At 63.9% G+C, this 26380-nt stretch carries 24 protein-coding genes and 1 tRNA gene; 14 read left to right on the forward strand and 11 right to left on the reverse strand.

The genetic code is table 11. The features are described 5' to 3' along the window. The first annotated feature begins 62 nt into the window (after window positions 1-62). On the forward strand, window positions 63-1460 hold the full coding sequence (locus tag GV035_RS21710; protein ID WP_159837003.1) for an MFS transporter: 1398 nt from the start codon (window positions 63-65) through the stop codon (window positions 1458-1460). 441 nt (window positions 1461-1901) lie between these two features. Here GV035_RS21710 and GV035_RS21715 read toward each other — a convergent pair whose 3' ends face one another. From GV035_RS21715 to GV035_RS21725, 3 genes are all read right to left on the reverse strand, one after another. Then, window positions 1902-4913 carry a ribonucleoside-diphosphate reductase subunit alpha gene (locus GV035_RS21715; protein WP_159837004.1) on the reverse strand — a complete coding sequence of 1004 codons (3012 nt, stop codon included), beginning with the start codon at window positions 4911-4913 and terminating at the stop codon, window positions 1902-1904. A 1482-nt stretch (window positions 4914-6395) separates the two neighbouring features. Then, window positions 6396-6716: a PP0621 family protein gene (locus tag GV035_RS21720; protein ID WP_159837005.1), complete on the reverse strand. Its 321-nt coding sequence runs from the start codon at window positions 6714-6716 to the stop codon at window positions 6396-6398. 24 nt (window positions 6717-6740) lie between these two features. Next, complete coding sequence (locus tag GV035_RS21725; protein WP_159837006.1) at window positions 6741-7655, reverse strand: cytochrome C assembly family protein; 915 nt, start codon at window positions 7653-7655, stop codon at window positions 6741-6743. Between the two features lie 120 nt (window positions 7656-7775). On the opposite strand from GV035_RS21725, the gene ffh reads away from it, so the two are divergent. Together ffh and GV035_RS21735 are read left to right on the forward strand one after the other, a co-directional pair. Then, window positions 7776-9143, forward strand: coding sequence for a signal recognition particle protein (gene ffh, locus GV035_RS21730; RefSeq protein ID WP_159837007.1), 1368 nt, complete (start codon window positions 7776-7778; stop codon window positions 9141-9143). A 114-nt stretch (window positions 9144-9257) separates the two neighbouring features. Continuing rightward, a complete protein-coding gene (locus tag GV035_RS21735; RefSeq protein ID WP_159837008.1) occupies window positions 9258-9809 on the forward strand; it encodes a hypoxanthine-guanine phosphoribosyltransferase in 552 nt (183 codons plus the stop codon). Between the two features lie 48 nt (window positions 9810-9857). Here the strand turns inward: GV035_RS21735 and GV035_RS21740 are convergent, their stop codons facing one another. Further along, a complete protein-coding gene (locus tag GV035_RS21740; protein ID WP_159837009.1) occupies window positions 9858-10457 on the reverse strand; it encodes a MarC family protein in 600 nt (199 codons plus the stop codon). After that, window positions 10458-12194, reverse strand: a complete 1737-nt coding sequence (locus GV035_RS21745; RefSeq protein WP_159837010.1) for a proline--tRNA ligase — start codon at window positions 12192-12194, stop codon at window positions 10458-10460. It abuts the gene before it with no gap. A 315-nt stretch (window positions 12195-12509) separates the two neighbouring features. Between GV035_RS21745 and GV035_RS21755 the strand changes: the two genes are divergently transcribed. Together GV035_RS21755 and GV035_RS21760 are read left to right on the forward strand one after the other, a co-directional pair. Beyond that, on the forward strand, window positions 12510-13160 hold the full coding sequence (locus GV035_RS21755) for an RNA pyrophosphohydrolase (RefSeq protein ID WP_159837012.1): 651 nt from the start codon (window positions 12510-12512) through the stop codon (window positions 13158-13160). A gap of 177 nt (window positions 13161-13337) precedes the next feature. After that, complete coding sequence (locus GV035_RS21760; protein WP_159838153.1) at window positions 13338-13862, forward strand: CNP1-like family protein; 525 nt, start codon at window positions 13338-13340, stop codon at window positions 13860-13862. Window positions 13863-13937: 75 nt separating this feature from the next. Here the strand turns inward: GV035_RS21760 and proB are convergent, their stop codons facing one another. The 4 genes from proB to rplU form a co-directional block, all read right to left on the reverse strand. Beyond that, window positions 13938-15056, reverse strand: coding sequence for a glutamate 5-kinase (proB, locus tag GV035_RS21765; RefSeq protein ID WP_159837013.1), 1119 nt, complete (start codon window positions 15054-15056; stop codon window positions 13938-13940). Between the two features lie 62 nt (window positions 15057-15118). After that, a complete protein-coding gene (gene cgtA, locus GV035_RS21770; protein ID WP_159837014.1) occupies window positions 15119-16225 on the reverse strand; it encodes an Obg family GTPase CgtA in 1107 nt (368 codons plus the stop codon). Window positions 16226-16425: 200 nt separating this feature from the next. Then, the gene (gene rpmA / locus GV035_RS21775; RefSeq protein WP_035966833.1) at window positions 16426-16686 is read right to left on the reverse strand and encodes a 50S ribosomal protein L27; all 261 of its coding nucleotides are present in this window, start codon (window positions 16684-16686) and stop codon (window positions 16426-16428) included. Window positions 16687-16717: 31 nt separating this feature from the next. Continuing rightward, window positions 16718-17029 carry a 50S ribosomal protein L21 gene (gene rplU / locus GV035_RS21780; RefSeq protein ID WP_008342953.1) on the reverse strand — a complete coding sequence of 104 codons (312 nt, stop codon included), beginning with the start codon at window positions 17027-17029 and terminating at the stop codon, window positions 16718-16720. Window positions 17030-17264: 235 nt separating this feature from the next. Between rplU and GV035_RS21785 the strand changes: the two genes are divergently transcribed. The 9 genes from GV035_RS21785 (at window position 17265) to GV035_RS21825 (ending at window position 25049) form a co-directional block, all read left to right on the forward strand. Beyond that, a complete protein-coding gene (locus GV035_RS21785) occupies window positions 17265-18257 on the forward strand; it encodes a polyprenyl synthetase family protein (RefSeq protein ID WP_159837015.1) in 993 nt (330 codons plus the stop codon). 39 nt (window positions 18258-18296) lie between these two features. Continuing rightward, window positions 18297-18373, forward strand: a tRNA-Pro gene (locus GV035_RS21790). 131 nt (window positions 18374-18504) lie between these two features. Further along, window positions 18505-19791: an HlyC/CorC family transporter gene (locus tag GV035_RS21795; RefSeq protein ID WP_159837016.1), complete on the forward strand. Its 1287-nt coding sequence runs from the start codon at window positions 18505-18507 to the stop codon at window positions 19789-19791. A gap of 72 nt (window positions 19792-19863) precedes the next feature. After that, entirely contained in the window at window positions 19864-21081 is a 1218-nt protein-coding gene (locus GV035_RS21800; protein WP_159837017.1) for a GspE/PulE family protein, read from the forward strand. Continuing rightward, on the forward strand, window positions 21078-22283 hold the full coding sequence (locus GV035_RS21805; protein ID WP_159837018.1) for a type II secretion system F family protein: 1206 nt from the start codon (window positions 21078-21080) through the stop codon (window positions 22281-22283). Before GV035_RS21800 ends, GV035_RS21805 begins: the two co-directional genes overlap by 4 nt. Before the next feature lie 31 nt (window positions 22284-22314). After that, complete coding sequence (locus tag GV035_RS21810) at window positions 22315-23226, forward strand: prepilin peptidase (protein WP_159837019.1); 912 nt, start codon at window positions 22315-22317, stop codon at window positions 23224-23226. Window positions 23227-23254: 28 nt separating this feature from the next. Continuing rightward, window positions 23255-23869, forward strand: coding sequence for a dephospho-CoA kinase (gene coaE / locus GV035_RS21815; protein ID WP_159837020.1), 615 nt, complete (start codon window positions 23255-23257; stop codon window positions 23867-23869). Between the two features lie 163 nt (window positions 23870-24032). After that, entirely contained in the window at window positions 24033-24788 is a 756-nt protein-coding gene (gene zapD / locus GV035_RS21820; RefSeq protein ID WP_159837021.1) for a cell division protein ZapD, read from the forward strand. Between the two features lie 69 nt (window positions 24789-24857). Further along, entirely contained in the window at window positions 24858-25049 is a 192-nt protein-coding gene (locus GV035_RS21825) for a DNA gyrase inhibitor YacG (protein WP_159837022.1), read from the forward strand. Window positions 25050-25055: 6 nt separating this feature from the next. Here GV035_RS21825 and GV035_RS21830 read toward each other — a convergent pair whose 3' ends face one another. Next, on the reverse strand, window positions 25056-25496 hold the full coding sequence (locus GV035_RS21830) for an NUDIX domain-containing protein (RefSeq protein WP_159837023.1): 441 nt from the start codon (window positions 25494-25496) through the stop codon (window positions 25056-25058). After that, window positions 25493-26356: an ATP-binding protein gene (locus GV035_RS21835; RefSeq protein WP_159837024.1), complete on the reverse strand. Its 864-nt coding sequence runs from the start codon at window positions 26354-26356 to the stop codon at window positions 25493-25495. The genes GV035_RS21830 and GV035_RS21835 overlap by 4 nt, the downstream gene beginning before the upstream one ends. Window positions 26357-26380: the final 24 nt, after the last annotated feature.

Below are 26380 nucleotides of genomic sequence, written 5' to 3' on the forward strand. Positions count from 1 at the left end.
CAGTGGCTTCGTATCGGTGCCATAATCGCCGCTCTTGCCGCCAGGACTGATCGCATTCTCCGATGCCGCTCGCCGTCAAAGCTTTCATTGCTCCTCTCATCGTCGCGTGCGCGATGTTCATGGAAAGCGTCGACGCCAACGTCATCGTCACTGCGATTCCCGAAATGGCGCGTGCCTTCGGACGCGATCCCGTCACACTCAAAGTCGCCGTCACCAGTTACGTGCTCGGCTTAGGCGTCTTCATTCCCATCTGCGGCTGGGTGGCCGACCGCTTCGGCGCACGCGCTGTCTTTCGCGCGGCCATCGGCGTGTTCGTCGTAGGTTCGCTGCTGTGCGCGGCATCGACTTCGCTCGGCCCCTTCACCGTCGCACGTTTCATTCAGGGCGTGGGCGGCGCGATGATGGTGCCCGTCGGCCGCATCATCATCTTCCGGTCGGTGCGCCGCTCGGAGTTCATTCGCGCGATGAACTACCTTTCCGTTCCCGCGATGCTCGGCCCGGCGGCGGGGCCTCTGCTCGGCGGCTTCATCACGACGTATCTGCACTGGCGGCTGATCTTCTTCATCAACATCCCGATCGGCATCGCGGGCATCTACCTGACCAATCGATACATCGCCGACTCGCGCGAAGAACACCCGGGCCGGCTCGACTGGCTCGGCTTCTTCCTCTCGGCGGGCGCCGGCGTGTTGCTGCTGCTCGGGCTGTCGCTTGTCGGCGGCGAGCTGGTGCCGCAAGGCGTCGCGTTCGCGATGTGCGTCGCGGGCGCACTGATGGCCGCGCTCTACCGCCTGTACGCGCGCCGGACCGCGCGGCCGCTCCTCGACTTGCGCTTCTTTCGCGTGCCGACGTTTCAGGCGAGCGTCGTCGGCGGCTCGCTCTTTCGCATCGGGCTCGGTGCGGTGCCGTTTCTCTTGCCGCTCGCGCTGCAGGAAGGCCTCGGCATGACGGCGTTCAAGTCCGGCGCGATCACGTGTGCTTCGGCGTTCGGCGGCATGTTCATGCGCTCGCTGGCATCGCGCGTGCTGCATCGGTTTGGCTTCCGGCAGACGCTTCTGTACAACGCGGCGCTGTCCGGGCTGGCGATTGCGGCGTGCGGCACGTTCTTTCCCGCCACGCCGACGTGGGTGATCTGGGCCGTTGTGCTGCTCGGCGGCTTCTTTCCGGCGCTGCAGTTCACGAGCCTCAACTCGCTCGCTTATGCGGAGATCGAAACACGCGATGTCGGGCGGGCTACGAGTCTTGCCAGCTTCGTGCAGCAGGTTTCGCTCGGGCTTGGCGTCACGGTGGCGGGCATCACGCTCGAGCTTACGCAGTATCTCAATGGACACGTTAGCGTGCGATGGTCGGACTTCTGGCCGGCGTTTCTTGTCGTCGGGTTATTTTCGTTTCTCTCGATGCCGGTTACGGCTCGGTTGGGGCGGGATGCGGGGAGCGAGATTTCTCGCGGGACGCGGGGGTAGCGGTTCTCTTTTCGCCTGCCGGCGAGGTCGTGTCAGTGTGTTGGTGCGTCCCTCCGCGCGAGCGGGCATAGGTGCTTCTCTTAGCGTTCCGCTTCGTGGTTGCCTTGCGTCGTCGTGGGACCGGTTCTCGCGTCGGTTTATTGGCGCGCTCCTCGGCGGGGTGGGCATAGGTCTTTCTCCCCGCATGGTGGTTCTTGGTTGCCCTGACCCGTCGTGGAACTTGTTTCCGCGGCGGTCTATTTGCATTCCTCTCTGGCGCGGGCACACGTCTTACCGGCATTGCGGCTTCGTGGTTGCCTTGCCTCGGCGTGGAACCAAGTTCCACGACAAGACAAGACAAGACAAGACAACAAAGAAACAAAAAACAAAAGCCGGCACCGAGAAACCACCTCAGCACCGGCCTTAGCCAGCAGAAGAAACGACTCAATCGCTAGCGATCACTCACTGACATGCCTCACACTCGTCGAACCCCGCATCTCCCGGACGCATCATGCAGACGGGGCCATCGGCTTCCGGCTCGGCCGCCTCGACCGCTGGTGCAGCAGCAGCGTTGAACCCACCGCCCACGCCGCCGGCAGAAGAAGAAGAAGAAGCACCGCCCGACACACCGAAGCCGCCGCCCGAACCCGCACCGCCGTCGCCCGACGGCACCGCGTTCAGCGCGCCGTGCGCCACCGTCGACTTCTCGACGTGCGTCGCCGCCATCGTGCGGAGGTAGTACGTCGTCTTGAGGCCGCGCAGCCACGCGAGCTTGTACACCTCGTCCAGCTTCTTGCCCGACGCGCCGCCCATGTAGATGTTCAGCGACTGCGCCTGATCGATCCACTTCTGACGGCGCGACGCCGCTTCCACCAGCCACTTCGGATCGACTTCGAACGCCGTCGCGTAGATCGCGCGCAAGTCGGCCGGAACTCGGTCGATGCGTGAGAGCGTGCCGTCGAAGTACTTAAGGTCCGACACCATCACTTCGTCCCACAGGCCGCGCGCCTTCAGATCGCGCACCAGGTAGTCGTTGACGACCGTGAATTCACCAGACAGATTCGACTTCACGTACAAGTTCTGGAACGTCGGCTCGATGCACGCCGACACGCCGATGATGTTCGAGATCGTCGCCGTCGGCGCAATGGCCACGCAGTTGGAATTGCGCATGCCGTGCGTCGCGATGCGCGAACGCAGCGTGGACCAGTCCATCGACTCGGACGCATCCACTTCCACGTAACCGCCGCGCGCGTCGGCCAGCAGCTTCACCGTGTCCTGCGGGAGAATGCCGCGATCCCACAGCGAGCCGCGATAGCTTGAATAGCGGCCGCGCTCTTCCGCCAGCTCCGTTGACGCGTAGTACGCGTAATAGCAGACAGCTTCCATCGAACGATCCGCGAACTCCACCGCTTCCTGCGACGCGTACGGCGTGCGCAGCAAGTGCAGGCAGTCCTGGAAGCCCATGATGCCCATGCCCACCGGACGATGCTTCAGGTTCGAGTTACGCGCCTTCGGCACCGCGTAGTAGTTGATGTCGATCACGTTGTCGAGCATGCGCATCGCGACGCTGATCGTGCGCTTCAGCTTCGCGTGATCGAGCGCGAGCGTGCCGTCGGCCTGCTTCGTCAGGTGCGCGACGAGGTTCACCGAGCCGAGGTTACACACGGCGATCTCGGTGTCGCTCGTGTTCAGCGTGATTTCCGTGCACAGGTTCGACGAGTGCACGACGCCGACGTGCTGCTGCGGCGAACGCACGTTGCACGGGTCCTTGAACGTGATCCACGGATGGCCCGTTTCGAACAGCATGCCGAGCATCTTGCGCCACAAGTGCTGCGCCGGCACCTTCTTGAAGAGCTTGATCTCGCCGCGAGCTGCTTTCTCTTCGTAAGCGACGTACGCCTTCTCGAAGTCCGCGCCGAACAGATCGTGCAGGTCCGGGCACGTGGACGGCGAGAACAGCGTCCATTCGCCGCCTTCCATCACGCGCTTCATGAACAGGTCGGGAATCCAGTTCGCCGTGTTCATGTCGTGCGTGCGGCGGCGGTCGTCGCCCGTGTTCTTGCGCAATTCCAGGAATTCTTCGATGTCGAGGTGCCACGTCTCCAGGTACGCGCACACCGCGCCCTTGCGCTTGCCACCCTGATTCACCGCGACGGCCGTGTCGTTGACCACCTTCAGGAACGGCACGACGCCTTGCGACTTGCCGTTCGTGCCCTTGATATGCGAGCCGAGCGCGCGCACGCGCGTCCAGTCGTTGCCGAGCCCGCCCGCGAACTTCGAGAGCAGCGCGTTTTCCTTGAGCGCCTCGTAGATGCCGTCGAGGTCGTCGGCCACGGTCGTCAGATAGCACGACGAAAGCTGCGAGCGATGCGTGCCCGAATTGAAGAGCGTCGGCGTCGACGACATGAAGTCGAACGACGACAGCACGTTGTAGAACTCGATGGCGCGCGCTTCGCGGTCGATTTCGTTGAGCGACAGACCCATCGCGACGCGCATGAAGAACGCCTGCGGCAGCTCGATGCGCGTGCCGTCCACGTGCAGGAAGTAGCGGTCGTACAGCGTTTGCAGGCCGAGGTAGCCGAACTGCAGGTCGCGGTTCGCGTCGAGCGCGGCGCCGAGACGCTTCAGGTCGAACTGCTGCAGCTTGTCGTCGAGCAGGCCGGCTTCGACGCCGCGCTTGATGAACAGCGGGAAGTATTCGGCGTAACGCTCGCCCATTTCGGCTTGCGTCACTTCGCCTTCGAGAATCTCGCGGCGGATGGTATGCAGCAGGATGCGCGCGGTGACCTGGCTGTACGCCGGGTCTTTCTCGATCATCGTGCGCGCGGCGAGAATGGCCGAATCGTAGACCTGATTCATCGGCACGCCGTCGTACAGATTCTTCACCGTTTCGGCGACGATGGGGTCGGCGGAAACGGCATCACCCAGATTCGCGCAGGCGGAGACGATCAGCGCCTTCAGCGCGTCGAGGTCCAGCGGGCGCGTGACGCCCTTGTCCGTCACGTTGATGACGCCTTCGTGCGTCTGCGCGTTCGGCGCATGGCTGCGCTCCTGCTCGCGCTGCTGCGTGCGTTTCTCGCGATACAGCACGTAGGCGCGCGCCACGTTGTGCTCGCCGCCGCGCATCAGCGCGAGTTCGACCTGATCCTGAATGTCTTCGATATGGAACGTGCCGCCGTGCGGACGGCTGCGCACGAGCGCGCGCACGACCGCCTGCGTCAGTTGCTCGACCAGCTCGCGTACGCGAGCGGACGCCGCGCCCTGACCGCCGTTCACGGCGATGAACGCCTTCGTCACGGCAATCGCGATCTTCGACGGCTCGAACGACACCACGCTCCCGTTGCGACGGATGACCTTGTAGTCGGCATACGTCGTGTTCGACGCGGGCGATTGCGCGCCCTGAACGTGCGCCCCGCCCGCAGGCTGCGTGGAGGCGCCTTCGAAGGAAGTCGTGGCGTTGTCGGTGGTTTGCATGTGCAAAACTCCTGGTGTTCGAATGGTGCGGATGATCCGCGGATTTATCACTTATGCCGCGTGCGGTGCCCTTTCTGGACGACGCTTTTTCGCGGTGTTTTGGCGGGCTGTGAAGACAGCAGGCCTTGAACACGAGTCGCGCGATGGCGGCCCGCACTGTTATGGCGTCGCGTGCGGTGCCCGCGTTGGCGCGCGGTGTCGGTCGACGCAACTCGCGCTCACTTGCATGCGTTCTTCACGGTGCTGCTTTGCTGGCGCTCGATGCGCTTACGGTTTCGGGACAACCCAAACCGCTTGCGCGCCGCCCCGGGCCAGCCAAACTTCTGATCCGCCGGAAAGCCGGCGGCGCCGGCTCTTGGGAGCGGGCGCCGCCTCTACAACACAAGATATAGTGCAAATTACGTCTTTCGGCACCAAGTATAGTGGACTTTCGACTGGTCTCAAAAAGGTTTATTTGCTTGCGAAGCGCCCGCGCGGGGTTGACTTTTGCTGCGCCAAAGCGCGGCAAGGACTCCCGCGCGAAGCTGTTGCGTCGCAGCGAGAAAGACGTCACGCGGTGGTTAGGTGCTGCTGACGCTCTCGCCCAGACGGCGGGCGGATGTGAAAGAAAAAGTCGCGACGCCGCTGGGAGTGGTCGAACTGCGGGCCGCGATCAGTTGTGCGGGCGCACGCGATGTCGGAGTGGCCGGCGATGGCGTCAATCGCCTACCGCGTCACGACGATCCGCGCGAACGCGTCTTTGAGCGACACTTATGGCTACTCGCGCGTTCGTTAACGATCGGTAACGGTCCTAGCCGCGAAACCACGACACACGTGCACGCCCCTCGCGCTCATCGCTGGAAAAAAAGAATTGCTAAACGGCGTCGTCCTCGCGAATCTTGACCTGCGGCGACACGCGCAAAACCGCGCGGGGATCGAAGTACGGACGCCCATAGCGAGCGCGTGCTCCTGAAGAACCGCGGTCAAGTCGCTGTCGAAGTCGTCGCACCGCAGGTTGTAGCTGTCGATCGGGGCGAGCGTCGACGACACCGCAGCAGGACGGATTGGGCGACGCCATGAGAGCCGCGCTCTGCAGCCAGCTTTGCGCGTCGATGTGTGAATCGCGGACAAGCGGCACGTTGATCCTTCGTCGCGGCTGCCCCGGACGCGACGCGTGGCGTCGAGCGTGCTTGGAACAACGAAAGCGTTGGCCGGCGACCACCATCGATCGACTGGTAGGCGCAGGCACGCGTCGATGTCTCAACCGCGCAAGCGGCGAGTTCATCTGGCGTCGCGACCGCCCGGACGCGCCGCATGACGCCGAGCGAACTCGGAGCTACCAGACCTTGGCCGCGACGATCACCGATTCACCCGCCGAAGCCGCCCGGATGCGCCGCATGACAGCGCGCATGCTCCGAGCAGCGGAAACGCTGGCTAGCAACGACTACCGATTCGCTCGCGCGCTTACGGCGTCGACATATAAAACGCGCGCACGCGCCACGCTCATCTGGCGTCGCGGCCGCTTGGACGTGCCGCGTGACGACGCGCATGCTCCGCGCAGCAGAAACGCTGCCCCGCGACGACGATCGATTCGCTGGTTGGCGTATGCACGCCGCACTGCACGCAGCGCACAAGCGGATCGGCGAGCCGTGGCGCATCGCGGCGTGCGGCACCGCTGCGGGCGCCCGCTCCGCTCGCGGTCGCGGAAGCGCCGTTCGGCGCCGAACGCGTTCCCGCCTGCCCACGCTCATTCGCGCGGCGCAGCTTCTTGAGCAGCCATTGCGTGACGAAGAAGAGAACGATCAGAACAAGGAAATTTCGCATCGGCTTGAAGAAGTAAAACCGCGTTCAGACGACCGCGCGATGCAGCAGCACTTCGAACACGAAGCGGCTCCCGACATACGCGAGCAGCAGCGCCACGAACGAAGCCAGCACCCAGCGCAGCGCGGCGCGTCCGCGCCAGCCGGAGATGCGGCGCGCGGTGAGCAGCGCGCCGAACATCAGCCAGGAAAGAATGGCGAAGACGGTCTTGTGATCGAAACGCAACGCCCGATCGACCAGTTGTTCGTTGAACGCGATGCCCGAGACGAGCGTGAGCGTCAGCAGCACGAAGCCCGCGCCGATCAGGCGGAACAGCAGCTTCTCGAGCGTGAGCAGCGGCGGCAAGGTGTCGAGCCAGCTCGCGAGCCAGCCGTTGTTGCCCGTGTGACGCATCGCGAGGCCGCGCATGCGCTGAAGGCGCCGCTCGAGCAGCAGCATCAGCACGGCGTGCAGCGCGGCAATCGCGAAGAGCCCGTACGCGATGTTGGCGATCAGGAAATGCAGCTTAAACATCGGCGCGGCGGAATACGACAGCACACGCACACCGCCGAACGCGAGCGGCAACAGCGAAGCGACACAGGCGAGCGGCAGCACGAGCAAGCGCAGGCCGTCCAGCGGAAAGAAGAAGCTCTCGATCCAGTAGATGCCCGCACCGAGCCAGAACATCGCGGACAAGGCGAACGCGAAGCCGAAGATCATCGCGTTCTGCGGGAAGATGGTCGTGTGCAGCAGAACGCCGTGCACGACCAACGCTATTAATAATAGAGCGCGCCCCACGCCGCTCATGCCGGATGCCTTCGATGGAGCCGCCGGCGCCGCCGCTATGCCCGAAGGCACGCCCGCCAGGACCGGCTCCACGGCCGTGTGGCGATGCGCGCGCCAGCCTGCCACGGCCAGTCCGCCGTACAGAAACGCAGTGAGGGCATACAGTACAATATCCATGTTCGAAGTTTACACTAGGCCCCGAGCCCGCGACGTCTTCCCCCTTGCGCCAAAGTAGGGCGCATCGCCGCGAAACCGCCTGCACGTCGCCGGAACCAGGGCCGCATTCTCACATTCCCCATGCTCGACAACCTCACTCAACGGATGGCGCGCGTCGTCAAGACGCTGCGCGGCGAGGCCCGGCTCACCGAGGCCAACACGCAGGAAATGCTGCGCGAAGTGCGTCTCGCGCTGCTCGAAGCCGACGTGGCGCTGCCGGTCGTGCGCGAGTTCATCGCCAAGGTGAAGGAAAAGGCGCTCGGCGAAGAAGTCGTTTCGAGCCTGTCGCCGGGTCAGGCGCTCGTCGGCGTCGTGCAGCGCGAGTTGACCGCCGTGATCGGCGGCGACTACGAAGGCAAGGCCGCCGAGCTGAATCTCGCGGTCACGCCGCCTGCCGTGATCCTCATGGCCGGCTTGCAGGGCGCGGGTAAAACCACGACGACCGGCAAGCTCGCGAAGCTGCTGCGCGAGAAGCAGAAAAAGAAGGTGCTGACGGTTTCCGTCGACGTCTACCGCCCCGCCGCCATCCGCCAGCTGCAAACGGTGACGGAACAGGTCGGCGCGGACTTCTTCCCGTCGCAGCCGGATCAGAAGCCTGCGGACATCGCACGCGCGGCGATCGACTGGGCGAAGCGTCACTATCACGACGTTGTAATCGTCGATACGGCCGGCCGCCTCGGCATCGACGAAGCGATGATGAACGAGATCACCGAGCTGCACGCGCTGCTCAAGCCCGCCGAAACGCTCTTCGTCGTCGATGCGATGCTCGGTCAGGACGCCGTGAACACCGCGAAGGCGTTCAACGACGCGCTGCCGCTCACGGGCGTGGTGCTCACGAAGCTCGACGGCGATTCGCGCGGCGGCGCGGCGCTCTCCGTGCGGCACGTCACCGGCAAGCCGATCAAGTTCGTCGGCGTCGCGGAAAAGCTCGACGGCCTCGAAGTGTTCCACCCGGATCGCATGGCGAACCGCATTCTCGGCATGGGCGACATTCTCGCGCTCGTCGAGGAAGCACAGCGCGGCGTCGATACCCAAGCCGCGCAGAAGCTCGCCGACAAGGTCAAGAAAGGCGGCGACTTCGACCTGAACGACTTCAAGGCGCAGCTCTCGCAGATGAAGAAGATGGGCGGGCTGTCGTCGCTGATGGACAAGCTGCCCGCGCAATTCCAGCAGGCGGCGCAAGGCGCGGACATGAATAACGCCGAAAAGCAGATGCGCCGCATGGAAGGCATCATCAATTCCATGACGCTTCAGGAGCGCGCGAAGCCGGAACTGATCAAGGCCGCGCGCAAGCGCCGCATCGCCGCGGGTGCGGGCGTGCACGTGCAGGAAGTCAACCGCATGCTGAATCAGTACGAGCAGATGCGCGGCATGATGAAGAAGCTCAAAGGCGGCAATCTGCAAAAGATGATGCGCGGCATGAAAGGCATGATGCCGGGCATGCGCTGATCCCCTCGACACTGAACCCGCGTTTTCTTTCGCCTCGACGGGAAGGAACGCGGGTTTATCATAGGCGCACGCCGCCTTTTTTCCCCCACTGAAAGTCGTCTCCCGCCTGCCTCTATGAATCGCGAAGAAGCTCTCCACATTTTCAGCCACTCCGAAGAGATCGTCAGCGCCGATCAGGTCGACGCGTCGATCCAACGCATGGCTGCGGACATCAAGGCCGCGACGCAGGACGACTTTCCGTTGCTGCTGTCCGTCATGGGCGGCGCGGCCGTGTTCACCGGCATGCTCCTGCCGCACCTGGATTTCCCGCTCGAATTCGACTACATCCATTTGACGCGCTATCGCAACGCCATCAAGGGCGGCAGCGAAATGCAGTGGCGCGTCGCGCCGGCCGAATCGGTGAAGGATCGCGTGGTGCTCGTGCTCGACGACATTCTCGACGAAGGCGAAACCATGGCCGCCATCCGCGATCGCATCATGGCGATGGGCGCGAAGCAGTTTCTGTCGGCGGTGCTGTGCGAGAAGATCATTCCGAAGGCGAAGCCGCTGCGTCCGGATTTCTGCGGCTTCGAGGTGCCGGACCGCTACGTGTTCGGCTGCGGGATGGATGCCAGAGGTTACTGGCGGAATCTGCCGACTATCCGGGCGTTGACGGAAGGGGCGTGATCGCTCGCACGCGCGACAGGACAAAAAAAGCGGCCTCGGCCGCTTTTTTCACAACTGATGCACGAACGCGCGTATTCCCGTGAGAATCATCTCGACGGAAATCGCGACAAGCACGAGTCCCATCAACCGCTCGAACGCCGTGACCGCGCGCTCGCCGAGCCATTGCTGAATCTTCTCGGCGAGAATCAGCACGACCGCGCAGACGACCATCGTCACCGTGAGCGCGCCGATCCATTCGAACATCTTTCCCGGCGCCTGCGATGTCAGCAGCATCACGGTCGCAAGCGCGGAGGGGCCCGCGAGCGCGGGAATCGCGAGCGGCACGATCAGAGGCTCGCCGCCGCGCGTGTCGCCACCCATCGGGCCATCGGGATGCGGGAAGATCATCCTCAGCGCAATCAAAAACAGCACGATTCCACCGCCGATGCGCAGCGACACATCGGTGAGGTTCATCGCGCGCAGGAAGCGGTCGCCGGCCAGCATGAAGATAAGCAGAATGCCGAACGCGATCGCCACCTCGCGCAGAATCACCACGCGGCGCCGCTCGGTCGCGACACCGCGCAGCGCGTTGATGAAAATCGGAATGTTGCCGAGCGGATCGGTAATCAGAAGCAGAAGGATCGTCGCCGACAGGAAGTTGTACTGCATTTACTTCCCGAGCGCGGCCCGGACCTTCGCCGTCACGACGCCCGCCGCCTCTTCCACCGGCAGCAGCGTGGCTTCGGCGTCGCGGCGTGCCTGATATTCGAGCTTGCCTTCCTTGAGCCCGCGATCGCCGATGACGATCCGATGCGGCACGCCGATCAGTTCCCAGTCCGCGAACATCACGCCGGGACGCTCGCCGCGATCGTCGAGAATCACGTCGATGCCCGCGTCCTGCAGCGTCGCGTACAGCTTGTCGGCCTGCTCGCGCACAGCGTCGCTGCGGTCGTAGCCCATCGGACAGATCACGACTTCGAACGGCGCAATGGCTTCCGGCCAGATGATGCCCTTGTCGTCGAAATTCTGTTCGATGGCCGCGCCCAGCACGCGTGTCACGCCGATGCCGTAGCAGCCCATCTGCATCGGCGCGGGCTTGCCGTTTTCATCGAGGAACGTGGCGCCCATTGAATCGGAGTACTTCGTGCCGAGCTGGAACACGTGCCCCACTTCGATGCCGCGGCAGATTTCGAGCGTGCCTCGGCCATCCGGCGAGGGATCGCCCGCGACCACGTTACGGATATCCGCGACGTCCGGCTCGGGCAGATCGCGGCCCCAATTCACGCCCGTGGTGTGATAGTCCGCTTCGTTGGTGCCGACGACGAAATCGCTCATGTTCGCGACCGTGCGATCCGCGATCACGCGCACCGGCTTTTTGGTGCCGATGGGACCGAGATAGCCCGGCGGCGTGCCGAACCATTCGACGATCTCGGCTTCCGTCGCGAAGCGATAACCCTTGAGGCCCGGCAGCTTGCTCACCTTGATGTCGTTCAGCGAATGATCGCCGCGCAGCATCAGGAGCCAAATGGTCGGCTCGGCGCCTTCGTTGTCGGTCGCGAGGATGATCGACTTGATCGTGCGTTCCAGCGGGATGTTCAGGAATTCGGCGACCGCTTCGCACTTCGCCATGCCGGGCGTCGGCGTCTTTTTCATCTCCTCGGCAGGAGCGGCGCGCGCGGCGATCAGCGGCAACGCGTCGGCGGCTTCCACGTTGGCCGCGAAGTCGGAACTCGGGCAATAGGCGATGTCGTCTTCGCCCGTTTCCGCGATGACGTGAAATTCGTGCGAGCCGCTGCCGCCGATCGAGCCGTTGTCCGCCGCGACCGCGCGGAACTCCAGCCCGATGCGCGTGAAGATACGCACGTACGCGTCGTACATCTTCCTGTACGACTCGGCGAGGCCGGCTACGTCCTTATCGAAGGAATAGGCGTCCTTCATGATGAACTCGCGGCCGCGCATCACGCCGAAGCGCGGACGAATCTCGTCGCGGAACTTCGTCTGTATCTGATAGAAGTTGACCGGCAACTGGCGATAGCTCTTGATTTCGCGCCGCGCGATGTCCGTGACGACTTCCTCGTGCGTCGGTCCGACGACGAAATCGCGTTCGTGACGGTCCTTGATGCGCAACAGCTCGGGGCCGTACTGTTCCCAGCGTCCCGATTCCTGCCACAACTCGGCCGGCTGCACGGCGGGCATGAGCAGTTCGAGCGCGCCCGCACGATTCATTTCTTCACGCACGATGGCTTCGACCTTGCGAATGGAGCGCAGGCCAATTGGCAGGTAATCGTAGATACCGCCCGCGACGCGGCGAATCATGCCGGCGCGCATCATCAGCTTGTGGCTGACGATCTCGGCGTCGGCGGGAGCTTCCTTCAGGGTGCCGATGAAGAAACGGGATGCTTTCATTCAGAAATTTTCCAAAAGCGGCGCGCGCCCACGAAACCATGTGGTTGAAGGCTGGCGAAACGGGTGAACGACGAAACGGGCGACGGCTCTGCACGAGGCCGGAGCTGGACGCTTACGCGCCCACTGCGGCCGACCGCCCTGCATGGAGCCGGAAAAGAAGATTCTGCCGACTTCCGGGTTGCCTGGCAAAGATTCCTTGCATGGAGGCGCACCGCGAGCCGGGAAATTAGGGCTCCGACACGGGTTGGAACGGATGCGCCGGGGCCGTTATCTGTTTATAATCAAAGCAATTTTAAAGGATTCGAAGGTGGTTGTATGCTGGATCGTGAAGGCTTTCGCCCGAACGTCGGCATCATCCTCTTGAACGCGCGCAACGAAGTGTTTTGGGGCAAGCGGCTGCGTGAACATTCCTGGCAGTTTCCGCAAGGGGGTATCAAATACGGCGAAACCCCCGTGCAAGCAATGTATCGGGAGTTACACGAAGAAACCGGCCTGCTTCCTGAGCACGTGAAAGTTGTCGGTCGCACGCGCGACTGGCTGCGTTATGAGGTGCCGGATAAGTTCATCAAGCGCGAAGTGCGCGGTCATTATCGCGGTCAGAAACAAATCTGGTTTCTGCTGCGCATGGTTGGGCGCGACTGCGACATTTGCCTGCGCGCGACGGACCATCCGGAGTTCGATGCCTGGCGCTGGAACGAATACTGGGTTCCGCTCGACGCGGTGATCGAGTTCAAGCGCGACGTTTATCAACTGGCTCTCACCGAGCTATCCCGCTTTCTGCGGCGAACCAACGCTCGCGGCGAACGCGGTGAGCGCGCCGCGCATCATGGGCCGCGTTATCCGCGCGTCATTCAGACGATGACGATCGAGACACCTGCCGTAACCGCCGCCGGCGCCGCGGTTCAGGCAGAATGTACGGTCAGCGAAGAAGTGCGGATCATCGCGCGGCGTTCGTCGTGCGACTGACTTCGCGTTCGGTCTTGCCATCGAGCGCGGCGGTTCTTCGTTCATTCTGACACTCGGCACGTTTGTGAGCCCGGCGCGGCGAGCACTGCTCGCCGCGCCGGGCGTTCGCCGTCCGCGCATCCGTTATTCGGGAACATCGAATTGAAAGTCATCGTCTCATCCGCGGTACTCGTCGCCATGCTCGCCGCGCTCGCCGGCTGTTCCAGTTCCAAAGCTCCGTCGAATCAGGACGACGGCGTGTTCACCTATCTGCTCGACCGCAAGACGGAATGGGTCGAGAACAAAGTCGATACGCTGCCGCCGTTGCCGCAGGCGTCGAACCTGCTGCCGTTCAACGTTTCGGAGAACACACCGCTGACCTTCGCGGTCGACAAGAGCTCGCTCACCGTCGGCAATGACGGCGTCGTGCGTTACGTCGTCGTCGCGACGAGCCCGAGCGGCGCGCGCAACGTCAACTACGAAGGCATTCGCTGCGACACGTACGAGTGGCGCCGCTACGCGAGCATCAACGAAGACGGCACCGGCTGGGACCGCAATGTCGCGTTCGACTTCCGGCGCATCGAGAACGGCGAACTGAACGCGTATCAGGCTGCGCTGTATCAGGACTACTTCTGCACGAGCAAACTGCCTGTGGGCGACGCGAAGCAGATCGTCAACAACATTCAGTACGAGCGCACGCAACGGTCCATCAACCTGCGCTGATTGCGTTCGGGCAGTAGAAAGCCCGCTGACCTTTCAGTTCAGCGGGCTTTTCGCATTCGGCCGGACGAACGTGCCTCAGACAAGCACGAGATTGTCGCGATGGATGAGTTCCGGCTCCAGCATGTAGCCGAGCACCGCTTCGATTTCCGCGCTCGGCCGCCGATGAATCAGCCGTGCCTCCGAACTGCTGTAATTCGTGATGCCGCGCGCCACTTCCTGCCCGCGATCGTCGACGCACGCGATCACTTCCCCGCGAGCGAACGCACCCTTCACGTCGACGACGCCGATCGGCAGCAAGCTCTTGCCGTCGGCGGTTAGCTTCTGCACGGCGCCATTGTCGATGACGACGTGCCCGCGCACCTGCAAGTGATCCGCCATCCACTGCTTGCGCGCCGCCATGCGTGCGGTGCGCGCGACGAGTTGCGTGCCGATCATCTCGCCGGACGCGAGGCGCGTGAGCACGTCGGCCTCCCGGCCGCTCGCGATCACGGTGTTCGCGCCGCTGTGCGCGGCGCGCTTGGCCGCGAGAATCTTCGTCAGCATGCCGCCCCGGCCGAGGCTGGATCCCGCGCCGCCGGCCATCGCTTCGAGTTCGGGCGTGCCGGCATCGGCCTGCTCGACGAGCGTCGCGTTCGGATCCTTGCGCGGATCGGCGGTGAAGAGACCGCGTTGGTCCGTGAGGATGACGAGCGCGTCGCCTTCGATCAGATTGGCGACGAGCGCGCCGAGCGTGTCGTTGTCGCCAAACTTGATTTCGTCGGTGATGACGGTGTCGTTCTCGTTGATGACGGGCACCGCGCCCAGACGCAGCAGCGTGAGCAGCGTGGAACGCGCGTTGAGATATCGCTCGCGGTCGGCAAGGTCGGCGTGCGTGAGAAGAATCTGCGCGGTGCGGATGCCGTGCGCGCCAAAGCTGCTCTCGTAGACCTGCGCGAGGCCCATTTGCCCGACGGCGGCGGCGGCCTGCAATTCGTCGATTTCGCGCGGCCGCTTGCTCCAGCCGAGCCGATGCACGCCTTCGGCAATCGCACCGGAACTGACCAGCACGACTTCCTTGCCCTGCTCGCGCAGCGCCGCGATTTGCGCCGCCCACCGGGTGATGGCCGCGTGATCCAGTCCGCGCCCGTCGTTGGTGACGAGGCTGGACCCCACTTTCACTACGATTCGCTTCGCAGCGGCAATGACCGAACGCATCGTGCGATTCTCTCCTCGGTGTTTCGGCCCGCGAGTGCAGGCGGCGTCGTTATCTGTCTTCGTTATCTGTCTTCGTCGTCTGCCTGCTTGCCGGCGATGTCGTCGCGAAAACGCACGTCGGCCGCGAGATCTTCCGCTTCGGCGGCGCGCGACGCGTCCGAATGCGTCGAGATGTAGTCGTAGATCGCGTAGACCAGCGCCTCGCAGCCCTGGCCGGTGAGCGCGGAAATCTCGAACACCGGGCCGTCCCACTCGAAACGGTCGAGGAAGTCCTTCACGCGCGCCGCGCGCTCGTCTTCCGGCACCATGTCGAGCTTGTTCAGCACAAGCCAGCGCGGCTTTTCGTAGAGCGACTCGTCATATTTGCGCAATTCATTGACGATGGCCTTCGCTTCCGCGACGGGATCGACGTTCTCGTCGAACGGGGCCAGGTCCACGAGATGCAGCAGGACGCCCGTGCGCTGCAAGTGACGCAGGAAGCGGTGGCCGAGGCCCGCGCCCTCCGCCGCGCCTTCGATCAGCCCGGGAATATCCGCGATGACGAAGCTCTTGCTCGGCCCGACGCGCACGACGCCGAGATTCGGCGCGAGCGTCGTGAACGGATAATCCGCGATCTTCGGCCGCGCATTCGAGACCGACGCGATGAACGTCGATTTGCCCGCGTTCGGCATGCCGAGCAGGCCGACATCCGCCAGCACCTTCAGTTCGAGCTTGAGCATGCGGCGCTCGCCCGGCTTGCCGTCGGTCTTCTGACGCGGCGCGCGGTTCGTGCTCGATTTGAAGTGCAGATTGCCGAGACCGCCCGCGCCGCCTTGCGCGATCAGCACTTGTTGATTGTGCTCGGTCAGGTCCGCGATGATTTCGCCCGTTTCCTGGTCCGCAATGATGGTGCCGACCGGCATGCGCAGCGTGATGTCGTCGCCGCCTTTGCCGTAGCAGTCCGAGCCGCGCCCGTTTTCGCCGTTGCGCGCCTGGTGCTTCTTGGCGAATCGGTAGTCGATCAGCGTGTTGATGTTGCGGTCCGCGACCGCGTAGACGCTGCCGCCGCGCCCGCCGTCGCCGCCGTCCGGCCCGCCGAAGGGGACGAACTTTTCGCGGCGCATCGACGCGCTGCCATCTCCCCCGTCGCCGGCGATGACTTCGATCCTCGCTTCGTCAATGAACTTCATGCGTTGCTCCGTCCCGTGTTTCAGCGCGATGACTGCAGTAGGCCGAGCCTTACTCAGTCGACACGCTATTTTGCCGTGACCGGCGCGTGCCGGTCACTCATGTGCTTGAATCTTTCGGCGCCACTTTTCAGCGCGCAAAAAAAAGGCCCCGCGAACTTCGCGGGGCCTTTTTTGCGGTCCTGAAGCCCGTGCAGTAAACCTTACGCTGCCGGGACGACGACGACCGTGTGCTTCTTCGCTGCGCCCTTCGTCGTGAACTGGACGTGGCCGTCGGTCAGCGCGAACAAGGTGTGATCCTTGCCGATGCCGACGTTCTCACCCGGGTGCATGCGCGTGCCGCGCTGGCGAACGATGATGCCGCCTGCATTGATTGCCTGGCCGCCGTAAACCTTCACGCCGAGGCGTTTCGATTCGGAATCGCGGCCGTTGCGGGAAGACCCGCCTGCTTTTTTGTGTGCCATTTGCTATAGCTCCTTGACCGTTGCGCGACGCTTAAGCGTTGATCGCGTCGATGCGCAGTTCGGTGTAGTTCTGGCGATGGCCAGCATGCTTTTGGTAGTGCTTCCGGCGACGCATCTTGAAGATGGTCACTTTCTTGTGACGACCTTGGGACACGACGGTAGCTTTGACGGAAGCCCCACTGACCAGCGGCGTACCGAACTGAATCGATTCGCCTTCGCCTACTGCGAGAACCTGGTCGAGCGTGATTTCAGCGTCAATGTCTGCCGGTATCTGTTCTACTTTCAATTTTTCGCCAACGGCAACTTTGTACTGCTTGCCGCCGGTTTTTATGACCGCGTACATTGAGAACCTCACTCAGAATTCGTTTTTCCACGCACCGCGCGGGGAAAACACGAGATTATACATAGGCTTAGACGCCGCGTCAAAAGGCATTGACATTTCGCGCAACCGGCCAAAGCGGCCCGCCGCAGGCGATCGCAGCCGCTTTGCGGCGCGCGAAGGACGCCGCAAAGCGCCCGGTCATCCGTCGCGGGTCCGATTCGCCTTATAATCCGCCGCATTACCTCTTTTGCCGATCATGTCGTCCACCGCCACTTCCTCCCCCGACGCCGCCGCACTGCTTGCCCCGATCGCCGAGGACATGCAGCACGTCAATCGCGTCATCCGGCAGCGCCTGGCATCAGAAGTGATGCTCATCAACCAGATTTCCGAGTACATCATCGGGGCGGGCGGCAAGCGGCTGCGCCCGGCGCTCTTGCTGCTCGTGGCGGGCGCGCTGGGCGACACGACCGGGCATCGCCATGAACTCGCCGCCGTAGTCGAGTTCATTCACACGGCCACGCTCCTGCACGACGACGTCGTCGACGAATCGGATCTGCGCCGCGGCCGCAAGACGGCCAATGCGCTTTTCGGCAACGCGGCGAGCGTGCTCGTCGGCGATTTTCTGTACTCGCGCTCGTTCGAGATGATGGTGAGCGTCGGCAAGATGCGCGTGATGGAGATTCTCTCGGTCGCGACCAACATCATTTCCGAAGGCGAGGTCCTGCAGCTTCTCAACATGCACGACCCGGACGTCGACGAAACGCGTTACATGCAGGTCATTCGCTACAAGACGGCGAAGCTTTTCGAGGCGGCGGCGCAGCTCGGCGCGGTGCTCTCGGGTGCGGACGCGCGCACGGAAGCGGCGGCGGCGGAATTCGGCCGGCGCATCGGCACGGCGTTCCAGATCATGGACGACTGGCTCGACTACACCGGCACGCCGGAATCCATGGGCAAGAACGCCGGCGACGACCTGCGCGAAGGCAAGCCCACCTTGCCCCTGATCTATTTGATGGAGCACGGCACGCCGGAACAGGCGGCGCTCGCACGCGAGGCGATCGAGCAAGGCGGCACGGATCGTTTCGACACGATCTTCCACGCGATCACCACGTCGGGCGCGCTGGATCACACGCTCGAATGCGCAAGGAAAGAAGCGCAGGCAGCGGCGAACGCAATTTCTTCATTCCCTGCTTCCATTTATAAAGAGAGCTTGCTAGAATTATGTTCTTACTCGACGTCGAGGCAGTCTTGAAAGAGACTTCAAAGCCGAAAGCGTCCAGGTAAATGAATTCGGGGTGTAGCTTAGCCTGGTAGAGCGCTACGTTCGGGACGTAGAGGCCGGAGGTTCGAATCCTCTCACCCCGACCAGAATTGCAAAAACCCGCATGGTTCGCCATGCGGGTTTTTCTTTTTCAGCCGACGCCTCGGCGCGCAGGCCCCGGCGGGCCGGGAAAGCCGTCTGCTATAGTCATCCATCATCGCCCCTACTCGATCACCGCGTGGACAACCTCCCCTTATGGGCGCAAATCTGCGCCATTTTTCTGCTGCTGTTCCTCTCCGGTTTTTTCTCGATCTCTGAAACGTCGATGATGGCGCTCAATCGCCATCGGCTGAAGTATCTGGCCAGCCAGGGTTCGCTCCGCGCGCGCACGACGCAAGGCTTGCTCGCCAAGACGGATCAACTGCTTTCGGTCATTCTGATCGGCAATAACCTGATCAATACGATCATCCCGGTGCTGACCACGTCCATCGCGTTGCGCACGTTCGGGCACAATAACGTCGTGCTTTCGGTGACGACGGGCGTCATCGCGTTCCTGATTATCGTGTTCGCCGAGATTGCGCCGAAGATCGTGGGCGCGACGTATCCGGAAAAGGTCGCGTTGCCGGCAAGTCTCGTGCTGGCGCCGCTGATGCGCATTGCGCGGCCGCTCGTCTGGTTCGTGAACCTGTTCGCCAACGCAATTCTTGCCGCGCTGCATATCAATCTGAAGGGCAATCGCGATCAGCGTCTTTCGCCCGAGGAACTGCGCACCATCGTGCTGGAAACCGGCAGTTTCATGCCGACCAAGCACCGCAGCATTCTGCTGAACCTGTTCGATCTGGAAAACATTTCCGTCGATGATGTGATGATCCCGCGCCGCCGCATCGAGGCGCTGGACTTCGACGCGCCGTTCGACGACATCCTGCATCAGTTGGAGACGTGTTATCACAACAAGCTCGTCGTCTATCAGGGCGATATCGACCGCGTGCTTGGCGTCCTGCATGTGCGCAAGACGCTCTCGGCCCTGCACAACCAGGAGTTCGAGCGCGACACGCTGCGCGAACTGCTGACGGAGCCGTATTTCGTGCCGGTCGGCACGCCCGTTTTCCAGCAGCTTCAATACTTTCAGGAAAGCGGACATCGCATCGCGATCGTCGTCGACGAATACGGCGAGTTGCAAGGTCTCGTCACGCCGGAAGACATCATCGAGGAACTGATCGGCGAATTCACGTCGACGATTCCGCGCGGCGCGGGCTCGCGCGGCTGGGACGAAAACGGCGAGTGCATCGTGCCGGGCAGCATGCCGCTGCGCGAACTGAACCGCTGGCTCAAGCTGACGCTGCCCACGGACGGTCCGAAGACGCTCAACGGCCTCATCCTCGAAACGCTCGAAGAAATTCCGGACGGCGACGTGGCGCTGCGCATCGGCGGCATCTATCTGGAAGTCATGCGCAGCGACGATCAGGCGGTTCGCACAGTCAAGATCTTCCGCCCGTCCGCGCCTGCCAAGCGCACGTTGCGTTAGCCATTCGGACGAGTAGCCGCACGTGCGCGGCGGCGGGATGATCGGGCATCTCGTTCCGATCCGTTACCGCCGATGACCCCCGCTTCCCCCGACGCCTTCCCACGCCCGGCCCGCTCACCTCGCCCGGCCGAGCCCGCCTTCGACACCGCGCCGGAACAGCACACGCCCGCCGTGTCGCTGCTCGCCGACACCTTGCGCGAAGCCGCCGAGCGCGGCGCATCCGATATTCACATCGAGCCTTCCGAGCACGAATGGCGCATCCGGCTGCGCGTGGACGGCGCGCTCCACGTGTTGCGCCGTCCGCCACCGCATCTGCGCGATGCCTTCGTGACGCGCATCAAGGTGCTCGCGCGGATGGATATCGCCGAGCGACGCGTGCCGCAGGACGGACGTCTGCGCCTCGCCTTGCCGGGCGGGCAGACCGGCGACTATCGCGTGAATTCGCTGCCGACGCTCTTCGGCGAAAAGCTCGTGCTGCGTCGGCTCGATGCGTTGCCGCCCAACCTGTCGCTCGGCGCGCTCGGGCTGGACGGCGAGCAAAGCCGCGTCGTCGAGTCCGCCATTCGCGCGCCGCATGGCCTCGTGCTCGTGACCGGTCCAACCGGCAGCGGCAAGACGCTGTCGCTTTACTGTTTCCTGCAGATGCTCAACGCCGAAGCGCGCAACATCTGCGCGGTGGAAGATCCGGCCGAGATCCAGCTCGCGGGCATCAATCAGGTCAGCGTGCGCGAAAAAGCCGGCCTCACGTTCGCCGTGGCGCTGCGCGCATTCATGCGGCAGGACCCGGACGTAATCATGGTCGGCGAGATTCGCGACGCCGAAACCGCCGACGTCGCCGTGAAAGCCGCGCAGACCGGGCACCTCGTCCTCTCGACGCTCCACACCAACGACGCGCCCGCCGCGATTGCGCGGCTGATCGACATCGGCGTCGCGCCGTACAACCTCGCGTCGGCGCTGCGGCTCGTGACGGCGCAACGGCTCGTGCGCAAACTCTGCGACGTGTGCTGCGCGCCCTCTGCGCTCACGCTCGCGGACGGTTTCCGTCCGTTCGAGCCGCGCGGCTGCCCAGCGTGCCACGGCATCGGGTATCGGGGGCGCGTTGGGGTGCATCAGTTGATGCCAGTGTCCGACGGCATTCGCGAGTTGATCGTGGGCCGCGCGGCGACGCACGCAGTTGCGCGGCTCGCGCAATCTGAAGGCATGCCCGCCTTGCGCGACGCGGCTTTCGCACGCGTGCGGGAAGGCGTGACGAGCGTCGCGGAAGCAGCCGACGCGACGGAGACCGCATGACGGCGGCGGACATATTCGACATGCGCTACGCCTGGCGCGGCATCAACGCACAAGGCGCGCCGAGACGCGGCAAGCTGATCGCCGCGGATTCGGCTTCGGCGCGCGCCTCGTTGCGCCGGGACGGCGTGACAGTGCTGGAACTCGACGCATTGGGCGCCGCGCCGCCGCCGAAGGCATCGTCGGCGGAAGTGGGCGTGTTCACGCGACAACTCGCCGGCTTGCTGCGCGCCGGTTTGCCGCTCGCGGGCGCGCTCGAACTGCTCGGTAGCGCCGGCGGACGCGGCGGTTTGCCGCGCATCGTGCGCTCGCTGGCGCGCGACATCACGCGCGGCGTACCGTTTTCGACTGCGCTCGCGCGTCATCCGGCGTTCGGCGCGATGTACTGTCAGCTCGTCGCGGTCGGCGAAGTGGCCGGTGCGTTGCCCGCCGTGCTCGCGCGCCTCGCCGACGATCGCGAGCGGGCCAGCGCCCAGCGGGCGAAGCTGCGTGCGGCGCTTGCCTATCCGGTGATGGTGTTGCTGCTGACGCTCGCGATCACCGCAGGACTTTTGATCGGCGTCGTGCCGACATTCAAGACGATCTTCGACGGCTTCGGCGCCGCGCTGCCCGCCCCGACGCGCTTCGTGCTCGCGTTGTCCGATGCCGTCGCGCGCCACGGCGTGCCGTTCGTCGCGGTCTGCGCGTGCGCGACGGTCGTCGGCGCCCGCTGGATGAAGCGATCGGCGCATGCGCGCGAGACGGCTGACCGAATGGCACTGAAACTGCCGATTGTCGGTCCGTTGCTCCGCTCGCTGGCCGTCGCGCGCTGGAGCCGGGCGCTCGGCACGCTGCTGGCGGCCGGCACGCCGCTTTCCGACGCGTTCGATTCGCTCTCGCACGCCACCGGCAGTCAGGTGTTCGACCGCGCTACCGTCGAAATCGCGTCGCGGCTGCGTAACGGCGAACGGCTCGCTGCCGCGATGCGCGCGCTCGGCTGCTTTCCGCAGGACGTCGTGCAGCCGATCGCCGTCGCGGAGGAGTCCGGCGCGCTCGATTCGATGTTGCTCGATCTCGCCGCGCTCGCCGATCGTCAGGTGGACGAGCGCATCGGCGCGTTCGCGGGCCTTTGCGAGCCGCTCGTCATAACGGTATTGGGCGCGCTCGTCGGCGGACTCGTCATCGCCATGTATCTTCCGATCATCCAGCTTGGCAACGTGGTGTAGCATCGCGGGCCAAAGACATCGCATCAAGACCATGCAGCCTCCGATGAATCCGTCTGCCGCGCATCATGCGAGCCCTTATCTGACGACGTTCGCCGCGTTGCCTGTCGCGGCGCAGTACGTGTTCGCGATTGTCTTCGGGCTGGTGATCGGAAGCTTTCTGAGCGTCGTCGTGCATCGCTTGCCGGTTATGCTCGAACGCGCGTGGCGAGCGGAATTCGACGCCGCCGTGCCTGATGCGCCGAAGCCGCCGCCCGACGGCTATCCGGCGCGGTTCAATCTCGCCGTTCCACGCAGCGCGTGTCCGCATTGCGGTCACGTCTTGCGCGCGTGGGAGAACATTCCGGTCTTAAGTTATCTCGCGCTTCGTGGACGCTGCTCCGCGTGCGGCGCGCGTGTGAGTCCACGCTATCCGCTGATCGAATTGGCGACCGGCGCGTTCGCCGCCCTCTCGCTCTATGCGTTCGGCCCGGACTGGCCCGCGCTCGCCGCGTTCGGACTCTGCGCGACGCTGCTCGCCGCCGGCCTGATCGACTACGACACGCGTTATCTGCCGGACGTGCTCACGTTGCCGCTGCTTTGGGCGGGACTGATCGTCAATTTCGGCGAAGGCGGCTTCGCGACGCTGCACGACGCGGTGATCGGCGCGATCGCCGGCTACCTGTTTCTGTGGTGTGTGTACTGGCTCTTCAAGCTGGTGCGCGGCGTGGAAGGCATGGGCTACGGCGATTTCAAGCTGCTCGCCGCCATCGGCGCGTGGCTCGGCTGGGCCGCGCTCGCGCAGGTGCTGCTGATTTCGGCGGTGGCGGGTGCGCTGTTCGGTATCCTCGCGACATGGCGCGGACGCATGCGCTTCGAAGAGCCGTTGCCGTTCGGGCCCTTTCTCGCGGCGGGCGGCGCCATCACGCTTTTTATCGGCACGCCGCTTTACGCATTGTTCGGATGAACGAGAGCATGAGAACCAGGAGCAACGGATGTTCAGCATAGGGCTGACAGGTGGCATCGGCAGCGGCAAGAGCACGGTCGCTGATCTTTTCGCGGCGCACGGCGTACCGCTTGTCGATACCGATCTCATCGCGCATCAGGTGAGCGCGCCCGGCGGCGTCGCGATGCCGCTGATCGCGAGCGAATTCGGCAGCGCGTATGTCGCGCAGGACGGCTCGCTCGAACGCGCGAAAATGCGCGAACTCGTGTTCGCCGACGACACCGCCCGCGCGCGTCTTGAAGCCATCCTGCATCCGCTGATCCGTGCTGAGACCGGGCGTCAGCGGGCGGCGGCCGGCGGCGCGTACCATATCGTCGTGGTGCCGCTGCTTGTCGAGTCGGGGGACTGGGCGTCGCGGGTATCGCGCGTGCTCGTCGTCGATTGCCCCGTCGAGATGCAAGTTGCGCGCGTCATGCGTCGCAATGGCTTTTCACGCGAGCAGGTGCTGGCGATCATCGCCAAGCAGGCGTCGCGCGAAGCGCGGCTTGCCGCAGCCGACGATATCGTGCTCAACGACGAGGCAGCCACGCTCGCGTCACTGGCGCAAGACGTTGCGGCGCTGCACGCACGCTATCTGGAACTGGCGTCGGGAAGAAAGGCCTGAGCGGCGCATTGCTTGCCCGAAACAACAGGAAAAGTTCCATTTATTGCCGTGAAACGCGTCAAAAGCGCCGTAAATGTGAGCGGATTTGCTAGGGTAAGGTTGCGGCATTAGAATGTCCTGACTTCCGCTCATGGAAGCAACCGACCCACGCCGAGGCGAGCGCTTGATTCTTTACGAGTATCCCTTCAACGAGCGGATTCGGACGCTGCTGCGCCTCGAAGACTTGTTCGAGCGCTTCACGTTCTTCCTCACGCAGGAAGATCCCCGGGAACATCACGTTGCGCTCACCACGCTCTTCGAGATCGCGGAAGTCGCGGGGCGTACTGACCTCAAAGCCGATCTGATGAAGGAACTGGAACGGCAGCGGCAGACGCTGGCGCCGTTTCGCGGCAATCCGGGCATCGAGCAGGATGCCCTCGAAGCCGTTCTCGGCGAGATCGAGCAGACACTTGCCGGGCTGACCGACATGCACGGCAAAACCGGTCAGCATCTTGCCGATAACGAATGGCTCGCAAGCATTCGCAGCCGCACCATCATTCCCGGCGGCACCTGCAAGTTCGACCTGCCGTCGTATTACGCATGGCAGCAGTTGCCTGTCGAGGAGCGGCGTCAGGACATCGCCAAATGGGTCATGCCGATGCTCGCCCTGCGCGACGCCGCCGCTATCGTGCTACGGCTCGCGCGAGAATCCGGTCAGGCGTCGAAGGTCATGGCCATGCAGGGCAGCTATCAGCAGATGCTGTCCGGCCGTACCTATCAGTTGATGCAGGTGCGCGTGTCGCCGGAAGTGCGTGTCATTCCCGAGGCGAGCGCCAACAAGTACATGCTGTGGGTGCGCTTCACGGTGCAGGACGGCGACCTGAAACCGCGCGCCGTCGATGTCGACGTGCCGTTTCATCTGACGCTTTGCAGTCTTTGAACCACGCGGTTTGGCCTTATATGATCGAATGTCGATCAACGCTGGCTCAATTCAGAACGTCTCACCGTCATGATCACTGTCGTCAAATGCCCGACCTGCGAGAAAGAAGTGCGCTGGGTCCCGGAAAACCGCTTCCGTCCGTTCTGCTCGGAGCGGTGCAAACAAATCGATCTGGGCGCCTGGGCGACCGAAAAGTATCGTATCTCGGGCAATTCTCAGGAAACGCCGCCGGACGACGATTCGCACGGCGGTCTCAACTAACGCGCCCTACTGCCGCGCTTCCGCCGCGAGCCACTCCAGCACGGGAATCGCGGCGGGCAACAGCGGCCCGACTTCCACGGGCAGCGTCTGCCACGCGATAGCCTGTCCTTCGCGGCCGAGCGGCGTGCCGGACCACTCCCTCACCTTGCAGAAAAAGAGCCGCACGTATGCGTGCGGATAGTCGTGTTCCAGCGTGCGCCAGCGTTCGCACGCGATCACGTCGATACCCAGTTCCTCGTGCAATTCGCGCCCGAGCGCGGCTTCGACGCTTTCGCCCGGTTCCAGCTTGCCGCCCGGAAACTCCCAGTAGCCCTCGTAAGGCTTGCCTTCGGGCCGCTGCGCGAGCAGATAACGGCCATCGGGCTGCACCATCACGCCGACTGCGACTTCGGTCACGTTGCGGCCATCGGGAGCGAGATCGCTCGAAACGTCCAACGCGCCGCTCATTGCTTGCGGCCCGACCAGTCGCGTGCGAACTGCCACGCCACGCGGCCCGAGCGCGATCCGCGCTCCAGCGCCCAGACGAGCGCATCGCCACGAGCGGCTTCGATCTCGCTGGCGTCGCAGCCGAAATGCTGGAGCCAGTGCCCGACGATCGACAGATAGTCGTCCTGCTTGAACGGATAGAAGCTGACCCAGAGCCCGAAGCGTTCGGATAGCGAAATCTTCTCCTCGACCACTTCGCCGGGATGAATCTCGCCGTCCGACGTGTGCTTGTAGGTCTCGTTGTCGCTCATGTACTCGGGCAACAGATGCCGGCGGTTCGACGTCGCGTAGATCAGCACGTTGTCCGACTGCGCGGCGACCGACCCGTCCAGCGCCACTTTCAGCGCCTTATAGCCCGATTCGCCTTCTTCGAACGACAGATCGTCGCAGAACACGATGAAACGCTCCGGCCGCGTCGAGATGAGATCGACGATATCGCCGAGATCGTGCAGATCGTCCTTGTCGACTTCGATCAGGCGCAGGCCGTCCTTCGCGTACGCATTGAGGCACGCCTTGATGAGCGACGACTTGCCCGTGCCGCGCGCGCCCGTGAGCAGCACGTTGTTGGCCGGCAGCGTATTCACGAACTGCCGCGTGTTCTGCTCGATGAGCGCCTTCTGGCGATCGATGTTCTGCAAGTCGCCGAGCGAAATCTGCGAGATGGCCGGCACCGGCTGCAAAAAGCCGCGCCCCTGCCGCTTGCGCCAGCGAAACGCAACCGCCGATTCCCAGTCGATTTCCGGCGTGGCCGGCGGCAGCATCCCTTCGATGCGCGCCAGCACCGCTTCGGCGCGCGTGAGAAATTGTTCGAGTTTGTCCATGTTCATTTCTATGCGCGCCGATGA

The organism is Burkholderia sp. 8Y (assembly GCF_902506145.1).
In the GTDB taxonomy this organism is placed as follows: domain Bacteria; phylum Pseudomonadota; class Gammaproteobacteria; order Burkholderiales; family Burkholderiaceae; genus Caballeronia.

What these genes read in the sequence shown, in the direction of transcription:
- GV035_RS21715 (WP_159837004.1), bottom strand. Translation starts at nt 4,913, where the DNA reads ATGCAAACCACCGACAACGCCACGACTTCCTTCGAAGGCGCCTCCACG.
- GV035_RS21735 (WP_159837008.1), top strand. Translation starts at nt 9,258, where the DNA reads ATGAATCGCGAAGAAGCTCTCCACATTTTCAGCCACTCCGAAGAGATC.
- GV035_RS21800 (WP_159837017.1), top strand. Translation starts at nt 19,864, where the DNA reads ATGACCCCCGCTTCCCCCGACGCCTTCCCACGCCCGGCCCGCTCACCT.
- GV035_RS21825 (WP_159837022.1), top strand. Translation starts at nt 24,858, where the DNA reads ATGATCACTGTCGTCAAATGCCCGACCTGCGAGAAAGAAGTGCGCTGG.
- GV035_RS21810 (WP_159837019.1), top strand. Translation starts at nt 22,315, where the DNA reads ATGCAGCCTCCGATGAATCCGTCTGCCGCGCATCATGCGAGCCCTTAT.
- GV035_RS21710 (WP_159837003.1), top strand. Translation starts at nt 63, where the DNA reads ATGCCGCTCGCCGTCAAAGCTTTCATTGCTCCTCTCATCGTCGCGTGC.
- GV035_RS21755 (WP_159837012.1), top strand. Translation starts at nt 12,510, where the DNA reads ATGCTGGATCGTGAAGGCTTTCGCCCGAACGTCGGCATCATCCTCTTG.
- GV035_RS21720 (WP_159837005.1), bottom strand. Translation starts at nt 6,716, where the DNA reads ATGCGAAATTTCCTTGTTCTGATCGTTCTCTTCTTCGTCACGCAATGG.
- cgtA (WP_159837014.1), bottom strand. Translation starts at nt 16,225, where the DNA reads ATGAAGTTCATTGACGAAGCGAGGATCGAAGTCATCGCCGGCGACGGG.
- GV035_RS21805 (WP_159837018.1), top strand. Translation starts at nt 21,078, where the DNA reads ATGACGGCGGCGGACATATTCGACATGCGCTACGCCTGGCGCGGCATC.
- GV035_RS21760 (WP_159838153.1), top strand. Translation starts at nt 13,338, where the DNA reads ATGCTCGCCGCGCTCGCCGGCTGTTCCAGTTCCAAAGCTCCGTCGAAT.
- GV035_RS21785 (WP_159837015.1), top strand. Translation starts at nt 17,265, where the DNA reads ATGTCGTCCACCGCCACTTCCTCCCCCGACGCCGCCGCACTGCTTGCC.
- coaE (WP_159837020.1), top strand. Translation starts at nt 23,255, where the DNA reads ATGTTCAGCATAGGGCTGACAGGTGGCATCGGCAGCGGCAAGAGCACG.
- GV035_RS21740 (WP_159837009.1), bottom strand. Translation starts at nt 10,457, where the DNA reads ATGCAGTACAACTTCCTGTCGGCGACGATCCTTCTGCTTCTGATTACC.
- GV035_RS21725 (WP_159837006.1), bottom strand. Translation starts at nt 7,655, where the DNA reads ATGGATATTGTACTGTATGCCCTCACTGCGTTTCTGTACGGCGGACTG.
- GV035_RS21745 (WP_159837010.1), bottom strand. Translation starts at nt 12,194, where the DNA reads ATGAAAGCATCCCGTTTCTTCATCGGCACCCTGAAGGAAGCTCCCGCC.
- rplU (WP_008342953.1), bottom strand. Translation starts at nt 17,029, where the DNA reads ATGTACGCGGTCATAAAAACCGGCGGCAAGCAGTACAAAGTTGCCGTT.
- GV035_RS21830 (WP_159837023.1), bottom strand. Translation starts at nt 25,496, where the DNA reads ATGAGCGGCGCGTTGGACGTTTCGAGCGATCTCGCTCCCGATGGCCGC.
- ffh (WP_159837007.1), top strand. Translation starts at nt 7,776, where the DNA reads ATGCTCGACAACCTCACTCAACGGATGGCGCGCGTCGTCAAGACGCTG.
- rpmA (WP_035966833.1), bottom strand. Translation starts at nt 16,686, where the DNA reads ATGGCACACAAAAAAGCAGGCGGGTCTTCCCGCAACGGCCGCGATTCC.
- proB (WP_159837013.1), bottom strand. Translation starts at nt 15,056, where the DNA reads ATGCGTTCGGTCATTGCCGCTGCGAAGCGAATCGTAGTGAAAGTGGGG.
- GV035_RS21835 (WP_159837024.1), bottom strand. Translation starts at nt 26,356, where the DNA reads ATGGACAAACTCGAACAATTTCTCACGCGCGCCGAAGCGGTGCTGGCG.